General features: G+C 66.6%; 13 protein-coding genes. 3 read left to right on the forward strand and 10 right to left on the reverse strand.

Going from position 1 to position 16,379, the window contains the following annotated elements:
* The first annotated feature begins 14 nt into the window (after positions 1-14).
* The gene (locus tag ACZ5IQ_RS24825; protein ID WP_212807119.1) at positions 15-3,065 is read left to right on the forward strand and encodes an MMPL family transporter; all 3,051 of its coding nucleotides are present in this window, start codon (positions 15-17) and stop codon (positions 3,063-3,065) included.
* Positions 3,066-3,485: 420 nt separating this feature from the next.
* Complete coding sequence (locus ACZ5IQ_RS24830; RefSeq protein WP_073694754.1) at positions 3,486-4,946, forward strand: HNH endonuclease signature motif containing protein; 1,461 nt, start codon at positions 3,486-3,488, stop codon at positions 4,944-4,946.
* 55 nt (positions 4,947-5,001) lie between these two features.
* Here ACZ5IQ_RS24830 and ACZ5IQ_RS24835 read toward each other — a convergent pair whose 3' ends face one another.
* The 9 genes from ACZ5IQ_RS24835 to ACZ5IQ_RS24875 all read right to left on the reverse strand — a co-directional run bounded on the left by ACZ5IQ_RS24835 (position 5,002) and on the right by ACZ5IQ_RS24875 (position 13,352).
* Entirely contained in the window at positions 5,002-5,325 is a 324-nt protein-coding gene (locus ACZ5IQ_RS24835; protein ID WP_073694755.1) for a hypothetical protein, read from the reverse strand.
* A 274-nt stretch (positions 5,326-5,599) separates the two neighbouring features.
* Positions 5,600-7,003, reverse strand: coding sequence for an IS1380 family transposase (locus ACZ5IQ_RS24840; protein WP_138247968.1), 1,404 nt, complete (start codon positions 7,001-7,003; stop codon positions 5,600-5,602).
* A 120-nt stretch (positions 7,004-7,123) separates the two neighbouring features.
* A complete protein-coding gene (locus ACZ5IQ_RS24845; protein WP_061004476.1) occupies positions 7,124-7,747 on the reverse strand; it encodes a hypothetical protein in 624 nt (207 codons plus the stop codon).
* A gap of 158 nt (positions 7,748-7,905) precedes the next feature.
* Positions 7,906-8,292, reverse strand: coding sequence for a hypothetical protein (locus ACZ5IQ_RS24850; RefSeq protein ID WP_061004475.1), 387 nt, complete (start codon positions 8,290-8,292; stop codon positions 7,906-7,908).
* A 3-nt stretch (positions 8,293-8,295) separates the two neighbouring features.
* On the reverse strand, positions 8,296-9,066 hold the full coding sequence (locus tag ACZ5IQ_RS24855) for a MerR family transcriptional regulator (protein ID WP_073694756.1): 771 nt from the start codon (positions 9,064-9,066) through the stop codon (positions 8,296-8,298).
* A 9-nt stretch (positions 9,067-9,075) separates the two neighbouring features.
* Positions 9,076-10,560 (reverse strand): flavin-containing monooxygenase, encoded by a 1,485-nt coding sequence (locus tag ACZ5IQ_RS24860; RefSeq protein WP_073694757.1) that lies wholly within the window; start codon positions 10,558-10,560, stop codon positions 9,076-9,078.
* A gap of 12 nt (positions 10,561-10,572) precedes the next feature.
* On the reverse strand, positions 10,573-11,493 hold the full coding sequence (locus tag ACZ5IQ_RS24865) for a hypothetical protein (protein WP_064860947.1): 921 nt from the start codon (positions 11,491-11,493) through the stop codon (positions 10,573-10,575).
* 12 nt (positions 11,494-11,505) lie between these two features.
* Positions 11,506-12,363, reverse strand: coding sequence for an SDR family NAD(P)-dependent oxidoreductase (locus tag ACZ5IQ_RS24870; protein ID WP_133427845.1), 858 nt, complete (start codon positions 12,361-12,363; stop codon positions 11,506-11,508).
* Entirely contained in the window at positions 12,363-13,352 is a 990-nt protein-coding gene (locus ACZ5IQ_RS24875; RefSeq protein WP_073694758.1) for an alpha/beta hydrolase, read from the reverse strand. The genes ACZ5IQ_RS24870 and ACZ5IQ_RS24875 overlap by 1 nt, the downstream gene beginning before the upstream one ends.
* Before the next feature lie 90 nt (positions 13,353-13,442).
* Between ACZ5IQ_RS24875 and ACZ5IQ_RS24880 the strand changes: the two genes are divergently transcribed.
* The gene (locus tag ACZ5IQ_RS24880; protein WP_073694759.1) at positions 13,443-14,495 is read left to right on the forward strand and encodes a ferredoxin--NADP reductase; all 1,053 of its coding nucleotides are present in this window, start codon (positions 13,443-13,445) and stop codon (positions 14,493-14,495) included.
* Between the two features lie 7 nt (positions 14,496-14,502).
* Here the strand turns inward: ACZ5IQ_RS24880 and ACZ5IQ_RS24885 are convergent, their stop codons facing one another.
* The gene (locus ACZ5IQ_RS24885) at positions 14,503-16,257 is read right to left on the reverse strand and encodes an MFS transporter (RefSeq protein WP_464480427.1); all 1,755 of its coding nucleotides are present in this window, start codon (positions 16,255-16,257) and stop codon (positions 14,503-14,505) included.
* Positions 16,258-16,379: the final 122 nt, after the last annotated feature.

Genomic DNA, 16,379 nt, shown 5'->3' on the forward strand with positions numbered 1-16,379 from the left:
CGGAGGGGATCCGGGTGGGACACAACAGCAGGTTTTTCGCCGCCACCAGCCGTTTCTGTGCCAAATGGGCATGGCTCGTCATCGGCTTCTGGGTAGCGCTCGCCGGAATCCTCAACGTCGCCATCCCCCAGCTCGAGCAGACCGTCTCCGAGCATTCCGCGCCGTTCATGCCGGCGAACATCAAGGCCGCGCAGACGCTGCGCGAGATGTCGGACGCCTTCGGTGTCCCGCGGTCCTCGGCCGTCGGCAGCGTCGTGCTGGTCGACGAGAAGGGCATCAATGCGGCCGACGAAGCCCTCTACCGCGACATCGTCGCCACCTTGCAGCGCGACACCACCAACGTCGCCTACGTGCTCGACACCTACGACAATCCGCAACTGCGCGACATCGCGCTGAGCCCCGACCACAAGGCGATCAACCTCGTCCTGGCCGGCACCGGCGACGTCGGGTCCACCAAGGCGCACAAGAACACCATCGCGATCCGCGACCAGCTGCACGCCCTGCCCAAACCGCCCGGAGTCGGGGTTTACCTCACCGGGCCGTCACCAACATTGGCCGATCTTTTCAGCGCCATGGACTTTTCGCTGCTGATCATCACCGCGGTGTCTGTCCTGCTGATCACCTTGGTGCTGCTGATGGTCTATCGGTCGCTGGCCACTGCCATGGTGCCGTTGCTGACCATCGGCATCGCACTCGGCGTGGCCCGCCCGATCGTGTCCCTGCTGGGTATGGCTGGGGTACTTACCGTTTCGAACTTCACCATCTCGCTGATGACCGCGATGCTGCTCGGCGCCGCCACCGACTACGCGATCTTCATCCTGGCCGGCTATCACGAAGCCCGGCGTAGCCAGGTGCCCGTCATCGACGCGATAGCGCAAGCCGGACAGCGGGTTTCGGGCATCCTGATCGCCTCGATGCTGACCATCGCGGCGGCCGCCACAGCCATGGGATTCACCGAACTCGGCATGTTCAAGGCCGCCGGCCCACCGATCGCCATCGCGATCGTCGTCGGACTAGCCGTCTCGATGTCCCTGCCCTACGCCCTGCTGTCGCTCCTCGGCAAGCGCGGACTGGCCGAACCGCGCCCCCTCAACGACCGCCGCTGGCGCCGCATCGGATCCACCATGATCCGCCGGTCGGGTGTACTGGTTGCCGCGTCGCTGGTGCTGTTGCTCAGTGCCGCAATGGTTCTGACCACGTTCCGGGTGAACTTCGACGAGAACGCCATGCAGCTCGACGACACCGAGAGCTCCCTCGGTTACGAGAAGACCTACGCCCACTGGGGTGTCAACGAGGCGGCACCGGAATACCTGATCGTCTCGGCCGACCATGACATGCGGAACACCGACGATCTGGCCGCGCTCGACCGTGTCGCGGGCCGCCTCGCCGGGATGGCCGAGATCGCCTACGTCCGATCGATGACCCGGCCGGCCGGAAAGCAGTTGCCGCAGACCACCATCGGCTACCAGGCCGGGATTGTGGCCGACCGGCTCGGCGATGCCAAGAACCAGGTCAACAAGGCGGTTCCCGACATTCACCGGCTGGACTCCGGTGCGGCCCAGCTGCGCGACGGCGCCGCCTCCGCGGTGACCCAGATTCCCCAATTGGTTTCGGGTATCAGGCAGGTGACCGGGCTGGCCCATCAGGTGCTCGACGGGTACCAGGCCGCCGGCGCCGGGCTGTCCACGCTCACCGACGGCACGGTGGACGTCCGTTCGGCGTTGGCCGATCTGAGTTCCTCCACCGGCTTGCTCGACGCAGCATTGCAGGCCATCGACGGCAACGCGCAGGTCGCCGATGCCGGCCGGCTGGTGAGTTCGGCGCTCGGCTCCGCGCTGGATCCGCAACCCGGCCCCGACTGCCTCATGAACCCGGTGTGCAGCCGAGCCCGCGCGGACATCGCCGACCTCGACGCCATCTCCAACGGCGCGGTCAGCCGCGCGCTGCTGCAGGCCCAGCGACTCTCCGCGGTCCCGCAGGTGACCGTCGAGAAGGTGCGGGCCGCCGAGCCGGCCATCCGAAATGCGTTGGCCACGTTGCAGAAGATGGTGTCGAACCTGCCCGGTGGTTCGCCGGCCCAGGCCCGCACCCAGTTGGCCGAACTCGTGCGCGGCGCGGACCAGCTCAGCGCCGGGATGAACCGGCTCGCTGTCGGGCTCGACCAGGTCAAGGGCGGCGTGGACCAGGTGGTCACCATGTCAGGGCGCCTCACCGACGGGCTCGGCCAGGCGACGGATTACCTGACGACCTTGAGCACGCACACCGGCGACGGCCCGGCATCGGGCTTCTACCTTCCGCCGCAAGGCTTTTCCGATCCGGCCTTCCGGGCCGCACAGGACCTGCTGTTCTCGCCCGATGGCAAGACCGCGCGGATGCTCGTCATCTGGAAGATCAACCCGTACAGTGCCCAGGCCCTCGACGCCTCCCGCGCGCTGGCGCCGGCGGCGACCGAGGCCGCAGCCGGAACCTCTTTGCAGACAGCACGTTTCGCCAGCACCGGCCTGGCGTCGCTGTCGGCAGACATGCGCGACCAGGTGTGGCATGACTTCGCCGTCTACGGCATCGTCGCGATCCTCGGTGTGCTGCTGGTGTTGATCGCGCTGTTGCGCAGCATCGCCGCGCCGGTGTTCATGGTCGCGGTCGTGACGTTGTCGTTCGCCGCCGCTTCCGGATTCAGCGTCTTGGTGTGGCAGCACATCATCGGGGTCGACATCGACTGGTCGGTGTTCCCGGTGTCCTTCATGGCGCTCATCGCCGTCGGCGCGGACTACAGCATGCTGTTCGCCGCCCGCATCCGCGAAGAGTCGGGTGACGGCATGATCCGCGGCATCATGCGCAGCTTCGGCAGCACCGGCAGCGTCATCACCACTGCCGGCATCGTCTTCGCGCTCACCATGTTCGCGCTGATGACCGGGCGGGTGATCAACCTGCTGCAGATCGGGTTCACCATCGGCATCGGCCTGCTGATCGACATCACGCTGGTCCGCACCGTGCTGGTGCCCGCCGCGATGGCCATGATCGGCAACCGCATCTGGTGGCCGAGCAAGCCGGCCGCGCACCCGTAGGGAATCGTCGACGATTAGATGGGCTCGGCGGTTCCGGCCGTGCCCATCCCGACTCGGGCTGCCGGGGTCTCTGTCGGCGCTGCGATCCTCGACGGTTAGTTGGACTTGGTAGCGCTTGCCGATCGGCACCTGACACCCGCAGTCCGCGCGGCGATCGTCAACGGTTAGGTCGCCTAACCACTGTCGGTCGCCTGACTAGCGCGGGTCCGGGATGGTCGGCGGCGCGTCCCGTCGGCGCCGTCTGCGTGTGTCGGGTGGCTAGTCGATCTAACCGTCGACGATCCCCTTCCCGTCGTTCCCACGGCGCCCGGCCGGATCCAATCTGGCTGCGGCCCTTCTATTTAGCTGCCCTAACCGTCGCCGATGGGTCGCGTCCGCGGCCTCTAATTCGTGTCGGTGGGCAGGTATACATTCGAACGTATGAGCGAATCAAATGGTGATCCCCACGCCGCGGCCGCGGCGGTCGACGCGATCACCCTGGCCACCCGGCAAGAGAACGCCGCCGGCGCCCGCCGCCTGGGGGCGATCGGTGACCTGTGGGCGCTGCGGGCCCCCGACGACGACATCGAGAAACGGTATTGGGCGATCGACGGCTATGCCGGGCTGGTCGTCGAGGTCGCCGCCGCATTGGGGATATCCCGTAAGCGGGCCCAAGCCCAGGTGGATCGGGCGGTGACGCTCCGCACCCGCCTGCCGAAGGTGGCGGCCATCTACGCCAACGGCCTGATCGATGCGGTGATGGTCGCCATGATCGTCGCCCGCACCGACCTGATCATCGACGACGACGTCGCCGGGCAGGTCGATGCCGACCTGGCCGCCAAGATCGTGGCCTGGGGCCGGTTGTCGAAACCGAAAATGGAACAACGCATCGACGCCATCATCGCCGCGTCCGACCAGGCCGGGGTCCACCAACCCAAACCCCCGTCGCAGGCCCGCTACCTCGACATCCGCGCCTGCGGCCCCGGCGCGGCCAGCATCTGCGGCACGATAGACGCGGCGACCGCCGCCGTGCTCGACGCCGCCATCGACGACCTCGCCAAGAGTGTGTGCCGCAACGATCCGCGCTCCCATGATCAGCGCCGCGCCGCCGCCATCGACGCCCTCGCCCGCGGGCAGCGGCTGGCCTGCCAATGCGACAACCCGGACTGCCCCGCCGCCGCGGCCGCCATGGGGGAACCGCCGGCCGCGACCGTCGGCACCCGCGCCGTCATCTACGTGATCGCCGGCCCCAAAACCCTCGCCGGCCAAGCCCCGGGGTTCCTGCCCGGATACGGGCAGATCCCCGCCGAGCAGGTCGCCCGGCTCGCCGAGGGGGCGACCATCCGCGAGGTCGAGATTCCGCCGGATGCGGCCGAGCCCCGCTACCGTCCGTCGGCCAAGCTGGCGGAGTTCGTGCGCTGCCGAGACCTGACCTGCCGATTCCCCGGCTGCGACCGGCCCGCGCAAGCCTGCGACCTCGACCACACCGTCCCGTACCCGGCCGGGCCGACGCACCCGTCAGACCTCAAATGCCTGTGCCGGTTCCACCACCTACTCAAAACGTTCCACGGCTGGACCGACCACCAATACCCCGACGGCACCGTCGTCTGGGTCGCCCCCACCGGACACACCTACATCACCAAACCCGAAGGCGCCCACTGGTACCCACAACTGGCCACACCCACCGGAACACCCACAATCACCGAACAACCACCACGCACCCCCGGGCGCGGGCACTGCATGCCCAAACGCAAACGCACCCGCGCCCAAGAACGCCAACAACTCATCAACGAAGCCCGCATGATCAACGAAGAACGCATCGCCAGCGAAGAATGGCACCGATACCGCGAACTCGAAATGGCCCACGCCGCAGAGGAATGGGATGAACCCGCACCATTCTGAGCACCGAAAGGCAGCCGCTCACAATGGGTTTCACTGTCGTCTACTACGCCGAGTGCTACGGGCACCCCAGGAACTGGCATGTCGCGTTGGTGTTCTCGCCCGCGACGGTGCGGTAGTGGGGGTGGCCGCCGTACCAGCCGTCTTCGGCGGTCATACCGACGACCTGGGGCGGCATTCCACGGTGTACCAAGTTGTACTTATGGCAGGTCGTCCAGTCCCAGTCGACCTCGGTGAAGCCTCCGGGGACCGGCTGGCCCGGACACCAGGTGCCCGAGGAGGGCTCTGCCTGGGCAGTGCCGGCGCTCAATCCGAAAGCGGCCAGACTCATCCCGCCGGACAACAGTGCCGCCGCGGCCAGTCGTGCGATTCGTCGCGTCATGTGAACTCACCTGTCTCTGCTGCTGATTGGTGAAGGAAGCATGCAGCCCGACGCTTGGCAGATTCTTGGCTTGCACCCGCGAGCAGCCGAACACGACCCGGCACCGGTCCAGTCCCGGGTCGGTTCGGCTCCTGTGCCTAAACCTCGATCCGTGGACTGACTGATTCTGTGAGGACTTTTCGGTTCTGGTCGGGATCATTTTGCTGTGGGCGGCAGTTAGCTGGTCTGCCCAGCTTTTCCTGTGGTGTCCTCGGGTTGGGCCTTGCGGCGGTGGTCAGGATGTCACGGTTTGTGGGGGTGGGCGTCCGATCGTGTTGTGCCACAGTGCAAGCCAGTGTCGGGCCCAGGGCCAGTGGGCGGGTAGGTGCAGGACTGCTCGGCGTTGTGGTCGGGCCAGTCGGGCCGCGATGTTGACGATGCGCCGTCGCAGGGTGGCACCGCGGGCAACGGCGTGAGAGCCTCCGGCCAGGACGCCGGTGGCGCGCAGCAGGTTGTGGGCGATGGCCGCGCAGAGGATCCAGGCGGAGTTGGCGCCGAACCGCCCCGAGGGCATGTGGGCCAGGGGTCCGTCGATCAGGTCGGCGAACACGGTTTCGATGATCGCGTGGCGACGGTGGGTGATGTCGGCTTGATCGACCGGTAGGTCGATGTCGGTGAAGAACGGGTGATACCGCCACACCGGAAACAGCCCATCGGCCATGCGCGCATCTTTGACCCGGCGTACCACCAGTCGTGCGGTGATCGGGGTCTTCGTGGAAGTGAAAGCGGTGTAGGTAGTTTCGGCGACTTCAGCATCAGAAATCCACGCGCCGGTATCGGGATCGCGCACTGCACCGGGATAGTTCACCGGTACCCACGCGTCCTGGTCGATCTGCTCGATCGCGGCGGTCAGCGCCGCGGTCTTGGTCAACACGAGCGAGAACCGGGCCCCGGCACGGCGGCACGCGGACACCACCGCGCTGTTGCCATAGGCCGAGTCGCCGCGCACCAGGATCTGACCAGTGACGCCGGCGGCACGGGCGGTAGCCACCGCTTGCGCGATCATCCGGGCCGCTCCCTTGCCGGAGTTGGCCTTGCCCGAGCGCAACCGCGCTCCGGCGATCACCGGGGCGCTGTGTTCGGTGCTGATCGTGGTCACCAGCGGCGAGAGACCTTTGCGCAGGATCTGGCGGCCGGCGATCTTGGTGTGCCCGTAGCTCGCGCCCTGTTTGGCGTGTCCGTAGACCGGGCGCAGCAGCGAATCGATATCGATGAACGCACGCTGATCGGCGCCGGGCAGCAACAGCACGCGTTCACACAGGGCACCCAGATGTGCACCCAGAACTGACTCCAGTTGACGGGCATGCCCGAAGGTGAACTCCCGCAACAGGGTTCCGATCGTCGAAGGCGCATACACCCCGTCGAAGAGTGTTTTCATTCCACCGCTGCGGACCACGTCGAGGTCATCGATACTGTCCGCGCCGACGCACATGCCGGCGATCACCGTCGCCAGCTTCGGTGACGGGTTGGCCGCCCCGGACTTGATCCGCTCGCTGGTGAAACGAATCTTGTGCTCCAACAACGCCGAAAGGCGACTCTGTTCTGCCAACGTCATCACCGGCACCAGGCCCGCGCACGACACGAGATGCTCATCATCAAAGACCGCCGACGACGCGGTGAACCTGTGGGACACTTGCACTGGAAGTGCCTTTCCGAGTTGTGCCGATAAGTGCGTAGAGAACACTCATCATCCCAGCTCAGAAGGCACTTTCCTCGTTACGACACCCGACCAAACAGTCAGTTCATCGGTGGATCGAGGCTAAACCAGTTCCGGCACCCGCAGGTGAGCGAAGGCCACATCGAATTCGGCCTCGTCCAGTTCGGCCGCGCCGGTTTCCTTCATGCGCATCTGCTTCATCGTGCGCGCGCCATCCCGGTTGCGCTCCATGGCTTCTCGGCTGTCGAACGTCGTGCAGGCCACGCCGCGTCCGGTGTTCCGATTGACAAGCAGGCTGGTGCTGCAGAAGCCCTCGAGCGCCTCACTGTCGGGGACGATGTTCATCTTGAAATGCTCGATGGCGGCGTCGGCGTGGGCCGGGTCGACATGTCCCCACGTAACCCGCGCGCACGCGCCCTCGGGCATCTGGCGAGCGCGGTGCAATATCGCGATGTCCCACTCGTCAACGGTCGGGGCGCCGCCACTGAACATCTGGGTCGCCTTTTCGCGAATCGGCCGAACCTGCTCGGCGACGGCGTTCATCGCGTCCTGGGACTCCCACGCGGTCACCACGATGCACCGGCCGGACTCCCGGTCGGTGAGCAGCGACATGCCGACGAACCCGTCGAGACCTTGGAGTTGGGGCATCACTTCATCGCGGAGGTGAGCCACTCCCGAGTCGATAGCCGAGGGTTGTGCGTTGATAGTGGTAGAGCGTGCGTACACGGCCCACCCCCTCTATATCGGGGCAGCGCCCCAGCGGCGCCGCCGGTCCACCGATATACGTTCCTCCGATGTTCGGCGGGTGGCAATAGCCGATCGACACGGGTCTCGATATTGACGAGTGAGGACGAATTCCGTTCTGCGAGAACAGGAATTGACGACTAGCTTCGTTTTACGCCGGGAAGCCGGTCGACGAGCCAGCCCAGCCGGGCCACCGTGGTATCGAGCGGCTCCACGACTTCGGCGAGCCGCTTCAGGCTCGGCAGGGTCGCCGCGATGGAGTTGGCACCGTGGGCGATCTTCTCGGCAGACGTGTCGATGCCGGCCGCGGCCTCGGTCAACGTGGTGATCTGGCTGGCGATCAGTTCGGCGTGCCTGTCGATGCCCGCTGCGCTCTCGCTCAGGGCGGCGATGTTGTCGGCGATGAACTGCGCGGATTTCCGGAGTTCGGCGACATCGTCCATCAATGCGAACACCGCTTGGACGAGGGTCTTCGGCCCGCGCTTCCGTTTGCCGGAGGAAGCCTCAGCTCCGTCTGCCTGCGCCATGACTCACGCCTTCCGTTCGACAGGAGCCCCCTTGTCCTTGGCCTCCTGCTGGTACTGCCGCAGCTCGGCTCGCACCGCTTCATCTAACGCGCGGTCAAGGCTAGCGTGGGCAGAACGGCGGGATACACGGCGCATGGCATCGATCAGATCGGCGGCCCAGGCAAGTTCGACGTCGTTGCTGGGGTACCAGCCCGTCCCCCGCTGCCGGACCACCTCGGTGTGCCCGGCCCGCGTCATGGCCCGGGCCGCTTCGTCGAGCTTCTTGTCCACCGCCGTGGTGGTCTTGAGGATCGCCGCCAACGGCATCCCGCGGGAGATGAGCCTGGCGAAGTCGTCGATAACCCGCCGGTCAGGCACCAGATAGGCATCCTTGTCGTCCGTCGGCTCGATGATCCGGCCGGCGACGAGCCGTCGCAGCGTCGCGCCGTCGAGCCGGCCGAGCTGCATCTCGAGCTCCTGGCGCGTCATGGTCTGCGCCTCGGGGTTCGACCACGGCGAGATCACCAGCTCCTCGAGCTCGGCGAGGTCCAGCACCTCGACGAGCCCCTCACCGCGCTGCAGGCCGGTGAGGAACTTCAGGATGTGCTTGACGGTGAAGCCCTCGCTGAGCAGCCGGACGATCGCCTGCAACTGGCTCAGGTGCCGATCGGTGTAGATCGCGACCCGGCCCCGGCGCTGGGGCCGGGGCAGCAGGCCGTTCTCCTGGTAGACGCGGACGTTCCGGGTTGTCGTCCCCGCTTCGCGCGCGAGGTCGTCGATCCGGTACTCAGCCACCAGCGGATTCTATGCGGTCAGGACCGACGCACCGCTGGTCTGTTCAGCAGTGATCTTGAAGTCGTGCAGATTGACCGCCTTCAGCTGGTTGACGTACTGGGTGGCGAACCCGGGGAACATCGTCGCGTTGAAGCCGTCCTCGGTGAGGTACCAGCTCTGGCAGCCCGAGTTCCACGTGGTGGACTGCAGCCGCTGCTGGATGTCCTCGTTGTAGCGGGCCTGCACCTCGGGCCGCACGTCGAGCGACTTCCACCCGAACTGCAGCAGTTTGGAGATCGCCTCGACGATGTAGTCGATCTGCGCCTCCATGTAGACCAGCGCCGAGCTGTGGCCCGGGCCCGAGTTGGGTCCGAAGGTGAAATACAGGTTGGGGTAACCGGATACCGCGACACTGCGGTAGGCGTACGCGCCCCGGCTCCATTCCGCGGCGAGTTCGCGGCCATCGATACCGATGACGGGGAACGGGGTGCCGGCCTTGGACACCTCGAAACCGGTGGCGAACACGATGGCGTCGAACTGGTGCTCGATGCCTTCGACAGTCCGGATTCCCTTGGGCGACAACCGGGCAATGGGCCAGGTGACGAGCTTGCAGTTGTCGGCCTGCAGCGCCGGGTAGTAGTCGGCGGTCATCAGCAGCCGCTTGCACCCGGCGGAGAAGTCCGGGGTCAGCTGGCGGCGCAGCCACGGGTCCTTCACCTGCCGGCGCAGGTTCGCCAGGCTCAGGGCTTCGACGACCCGCGTGAACGGGCTGTCCCACACCACGCCGAGCGCCACCGACTCATGGCCCCAGAACCACGCTGAACGCATCAGCTTCTCGGCGAGCGGCACGTCCTTGTAGATCCGCTTCATCCAGCCGCTGGTGGCTCCGTTGATGCGGGGGATCACCCAGCCCGGCGTGCGCTGGAACACCTTGACCGACTTGGCGACCTTGATCAGTTCCGGGACGATCTGCACGCCGCTGGCGCCGGTACCGATGACGGCGACCTTCTTGCCGGTGAAGTCGTAGTCGTGATCCCAACGGGCGCTGTGGATCTTGTGGCCTTCGTAGGTCTCGATGCCCTCGATCTTGGGGAAGCTGGCGTTCGCCAGCGGCCCCGAGGCGACGATGACGGTACGTGCCTGCACCGGTTCACGACCCTCGAAGTTGACGGTCCACTCCCCCGCCACCTCGTCGTACTCCACACCGGTGACGTTGTGGCCGAACCGGATATGCGGGGCGATACCGAACGACTCGACCATGCTGTCGATGTACCCGAGGATCTCGTCGCTACCGGAGTAGGTGTGCGACCAGTCCGGGTTGGGCGCGAAGCTGTAGGAGTACAGGCGCGACGGAATGTCGCACGCCGCACCGGGATACGTGTTGTCACGCCAGGTGCCGCCGACGCGGGTGCCGCGTTCGAAGATCTCGAAATCGGTGATGCCCTGGTCTTTGAGCCGGATGGCGGCGCCGATGCCGGCGAAGCCGGCACCGATGATGGCTGTTGAGATGGTCATTCGTGAGTTCCTTTACGCGACCGGCTCATAGGTCAGCTCGTCCGACCACGTCGGCGTGTACTTCACCAGCGGCATCGGGATGGCGCCGGTGACCACCACCAGCGAATCGGCGAGCCAGTGGTACTTCGAGGTCCGGTCGATCACCTTTTTGGCATGCCACGAGATGAACCGGTACATGGGTACCCGGCGGGCGAAAGCGCTTCGCTCACCGACACTTTGGAACCGGCGCATCGCCTGGTACAGACGCTCCTCGTTGACACCCATGGCCACGATGTTGTCGCGCATCTTGTTGAGCAGGGGGAAGTAGCTCAGCGTGCCGACGATCAGCGCCGGGTTCATCCAGCTGCCGACGAAGTCGACGACCAGCTTGCGCATGTCGGCGTGGCCGAGGATGTCCATGACCTCGAAGTCGACCGCGAGGTGCCGCGACTCGTCGGAGTTGATGCGCTTGAAAACCTCCTGCGCCACCGGATCTTTGACCTCATCGGTGATGAATTTGATGAGTGCGCCGTCGAGAGCCACCTCCAGCATGGGGATGACGGTGCCGAGGATCGACAGCGACATGCCGTCGGAGAACTTGTCGAGCCAGGTGATCACCAGCTGCACATTGACGCTCGGCGGCGGGACCTCGTCGTTCTCGAGCATGCCCCAGCGCCGCATGAGGGCCAGCTCGGCATTGGCGTGCTTCTGCTCCTCGGCGTGGAAGTGCTCATAGATGCTCTTGAGCGTCGGGGTCGGGGCCTTCCGCGCCAGCGCGGCGAAGCCACGGGCGCCGACGTTCTCGATCCACATCAGATCGGTCATGAACGGCTTGAGCTTGGCCCACAGCTCGGGCTCGATCAGCTCGGCACCCGGTGCGTCCCAGTCGATGTCGGCCAGGGCCCACTGCTTGTCCTTGATGCGCTGCAGCATCTCGTCGAGATCCATTGCCATGATGGGTTCCTTTCAGTCCTTGGGAAGTACGCGTCCGAGTAGTCCGGCGCCGCGGACATACAGGGCGGGGAAGTGTCGTTTGAGGTGCCATATGACGGTGGCGTCGAGTTGCGGCACCACGTAGAGCCGGCCGCCGTCGTGCGCGTCCAGGGTGCGCGCGGCGACGTTGTCGGCGGACAAGCCGGTCCAGCGGGCCAGCTGCTGACTCAGGCTCATCGAGCTCGGGGTGATGCGGCCGTCGGTGAACACGTTGGTCTTCACGAAGGTCGGGCACAGCACGGTGACGGCGATGTCGGTGCCGTCGAGTTCGGCGGCGAGGGTTTCCGACAGTGACATCACGCCGGCCTTCGACACGTTGTAGGCCGCCATCGATGGCGCGGCGGCGAACCCGGCCGCCGAGGCCACGTTGATGATGCCGCCCCGGCCGGCTTCGCGCAGCAGCGGCGTGAAGACCTCACAGCCGTACACCACGCCCCACAGGTTGATGCCGAGCGCCCAGTCCCAGTCCTCGAAGCCGATGTCGCCCACCGGTTTTCCACCGATGCCGACGCCTGCGTTGTTGATCACCAGTGTCGGTGCGCCACCGAAGATGTCCTGCGCCTGCTTGGCCAGCAGCTCGATGGCGGTGCGATCGGCGACGTCGCACTGCACGGCGTGACCCTTGCCCGTCGGCAGCTGGTCGATCAGCGCCACGGTCTCCTTCGCCCGCTCCAGGCTGATGTCCGCGCAGATGATCTCGCCACCCCGCCGGGCGAGCTCGAGCGCGAACGACCGGCCGATGCCGCTGCCGGCGCCGGTGACCACCGCCTTCGCCTTGTCCGAGCGACGTTGCCCGCGAAAGACATTCAGGATCGTGTCGATGCCGATCATCAGCACACCTCTTCGAGCTCGTTGGATCGCTTGTAGGCATCGGCGATGAAGGCCGCGGCGCGGCGCAGTGCCGGGCCGGCTTCGGGCGCCAGATGCGGCAGGGCCTGGAACACGTGAACCATGCCGGGCCAGACCTCGAGCGTGCTGGCGCCACCGCCACGGCGGAGTTCGGCGTCGAGGTAGCGGGCGTCGGCGCGCAGCATCTCGAAACCACCGACCTGAATCAGCATGGGCGGCAACTGCTCTGCCTTGGCGAAGTCGAGCCGCAGGCGCGGATCGGCCAGGTTCTGGCCTTGCGTGTACAGCCCGACCATGCGCGCGGCCGCGGTGGCCGACATCGCTGGATCACGGTACGTCGCCTTCTCCTGTTCGAGCGCGAGCCCGAGCGTCACGTCGATCAACGGCGAGAACAGCACCACGCCCGCGGGCCGGAAGTCCGGGTCGCCGGCGTGCGCCAGCAGCATGTCGCAGGTCAGGTGACCGCCGGCGGAGTCGGCGCCCATCACGATGTCCGAGGCCGCATAGCCTTCCGCCAACAGCCACCGGTACCCGGCTTCGACGTCTTCGGCCGCCGTCGGGAAGCGGTGCTCGGGTGCCAGCCGGTAGTCCACCACGAACATCGGCAGTCCGGTCGCCTCCGACAACCGGGCCACCAGCTTGCGGTGGGTGCGTGCCGAGCAGATGACGTACGCGCTGCCGTGCACGTAGTAGCCGGCGCGGCGGCCGAACTCGACGCCCGGGCCGAGAACCCACTCGCCCCGCAGGTTCGGCGTGCGGACCGGGACGATCCTGGTGCCATCGGGCATCGAACCGAAGGTCTCCATGATGGTGGCGATCAGCCCGCGGCCGAACCAGACACCTGGGGTGTTCATCGGGATGACGCTGGTCAGATTGCCCAGGGTCCAGCGGGTCACCGTGGCCGAGAGCGCGGCGCGCAACGTTGCGCGCGTGGGTACTTCGGGCAACGTTGCCCGATCAGTTTCCGTCACGGCAACTAGATCATCATTAACTGTGCCATTTGTCAATGGCACAGTTAACGACGACAATCTGACCTGGTCCCACGACGGAAGGCATTTCCCATGACCGCATCGACAGCGTCCAGGTCGCACGAGTTGACCGTGGTCGAGGTGATCACCGAGACCCCCGACGCCGTGTCGCTGGTCCTGACGGCCGCGCACGACGCGCGTGACCAGTTCACCTACCAGGCCGGCCAGTTCCTGACCCTGCGCATCCCGGCACACGGCGGCGCGGTCTCGCGGTGCTATTCACTGTCGAGCAGTCCGGCCGCCGACGAGCACCTGAAGGTGACCGTCAAGCGCACCGCGGGCGGCCTCGCATCCAACTGGCTGTGCGACCATGCCGAGGCCGGTATGACACTGGAATCCCTCACGCCCGCAGGCGCTTTCACGGTCCGTCCGGCAGACAGCGAGCTGGTCTTCGTCGCCGCCGGCAGTGGCATCACCCCGGTCATCTCGATGATCCGCGCCGAACTGCTGCAGTCCGGCCGCCGGGTGACACTCGTCTACGCCAACCGCGACCGCGAGTCGGTCATCTTCGACGCCGAGTTGGCGGAACTGCTTGCGGCACATGCCGACCGGCTGACGGTCGCACACTGGCTCGAGTCGGAGTCCAGCCTGCCCACTCCGGCCGGCCTGCGCTCCTTGCTGCCCTCGACACCCGCAGCCGATACCGCCGCCTACCTGTGCGGCCCAGCCGCATTCATGGACGTGGCCGCGGCCGCCCTGCACGACGCCGGCGTCGCCTGTGAGCACGTGCACCGCGAGGTCTTCGTCTCACTGACCACGGATGCTTTCGCCGCGCCGGAGCCGGCGACCCGTTCGGCCGCAGCCTCCGACGCGGTGACCGCGACCGTCGAGATCGACGGCGATACCCACGAGATCAGCTGGCCCAAGAGCGAAGTGCTGCTCGACACCCTGCTGAGCCGAGGTATCGACGCACCCTACGCCTGCCGCGAAGGCAACTGCGGCGCCTGCGCGTACACGCTGCGCGAAGGCCAGGTGAGCATGCGGATCAACGACACCCTCGACGACTACGAACTCGGCATCGGCGTCCGGCTGGCGTGCCAGTCGATACCCGAATCCGACTATCTGACAGCTGTTTTCGACCGCTGACCGGCCGTCACGCCGCGTTGTCGGCGCCGGGCTCGGTGGCGTAGGTACCGGGGTTGAACATCGACGCCACCGCACCCAGCAGCATCATGACCGCCGCCGCGCCGAACACCACGACCAGGCCGGAGTGGAACGGCTCGGTGATGAGCTGCGGGAAGAAGCTCTGACCCGTCAGGGTGGCGGCATCGACGCCCGGCTGTTGCAGCGTGTGGAACGGAGCCAGCAGCTCGCCCACCGGGTTGTAGCCGAGGAAGGCCGCGAACAGGCTGCCCACCGGCGGCAGTTCGGCGACCTGCTGCGCGACGTCGGCCGAAACCCCTTGCTGCTGCAGGCCACTGGACAACGCGGTCGGCAAGGTGCCGGCCAGCCCGACGACCATGAGCGAGAAGAAGATACCGATCGACAGCGAGCTGCCGGCGTTGAAGAACGTCGACCGCACACCCGACGCCGCGCCGCGCTGCGCCGCCGGCACGCTGGACATGATGGCCGCGGTGTTCGGCGCGGTGAAGATACCGCCGCCGACGCCGTTGAGGAACACCAGCAGGGCGAATTCCCAGTACGCGAAATTGACCGGAATCAGCAGCAGCGCAACGAAGGTCACCGCCATCAGCAGCATGCCGCCGACCGCCAGTGGCCGCGCGCCGAAGCGGTCGGACAGGCTGCCGGCGACGGGTGCCGCAACCAGGAAGCCGATGGTCGCCGGCAGCAGGTAGATGCCCGCCCACAGCGGCGTCGATTCGAAGTCGTAGCCGTGCAACAGCAGCCAGATGCCCTGCAGCCAGATGATGAGCATGAATTGGAGGCCACCGCGGCCCACCGACGACAGCAGCCCGGCCAGGTTGCCCATGCCGAAGGTCGCCGACTTGAACAGCCGCATGTCGACCATCGGCGACTCGACCTTGAGCTCGATGATGCAGAACACGACCAGCAGCAGCAGACCCACACCGATCGAGCCGAGGACGGCGGGGCTGCCCCAGCCCGTCGGCGAATCACCGTACGGCTGAATGCCATACGTGATGCCGAGCAGCAGCACCGTCAGGCCCAGGCCGAATGTCACGGTGCCGGCCCAGTCCAGCTTGCCGGGCGACCGGGCGCCCAGCTCACGCAGCGAGCGGTAGCTCCAGATGGCGCCGATCACGCCGATCGGGATGCCGACCCAGAACACGGCCTTCCACTCCCATTCCGAGAGGAACCCGCCGATGAGCAGACCGAGGAACGATCCGGCCACCGCGGCCACCATGTTCACGCCGAGTGCCATGCCGCGCTGGTTGGCCGGGAAGGCGTCGGTCAGGATCGCCGACGACGACGCCATCAGCATCGCGCCGCCGATGCCCTGGATCACCCGCCAGGCGATGAGCCAGATCGCACCGCCACCGAGGTGGAACGGATCGAACGACAGCGCGACGGCCGCCAGCGTGAAGATGACGAAACCCAGGTTGTAGATGCGGACCCGGCCGTACATGTCCCCGAGCCGGCCGAACGGCACCACGAGCACGGCCGTCACCACGAGGTAGCCCATCAGCATCCACAGCAGGTAGCTGACGTTGCTCGGCGCCAGCGGGTTCAGCCCGATGCCCCGGAAGATCGCCGGCAGTGAGATCAGCACGATCGACGCGTTGATCGTGGCCAGCAGTGTGCCCAGCGTGGTGTTGGCCAGCACGACCCACTTGTAGCGCGGATGGTCGTGGTCCATCTGGACGCGTCGGCGCGCGGTTGCCGCGAGTGCGGTGTCGCGCGGCCCGGTGAGCTCGGTGTCAGTCGTCATCAGTCGGTCTTCGCTCCAATATCAGAAAAACATATGTTAGCTATACAAACGACCTCATGACAATTCGATTCCCGGTCACCGAACGCCCGAAACGGGTTCGCACGCACCCTTGCCTTCCCACG

It is taken from the genome of Mycobacterium toneyamaense (assembly GCF_055384815.1).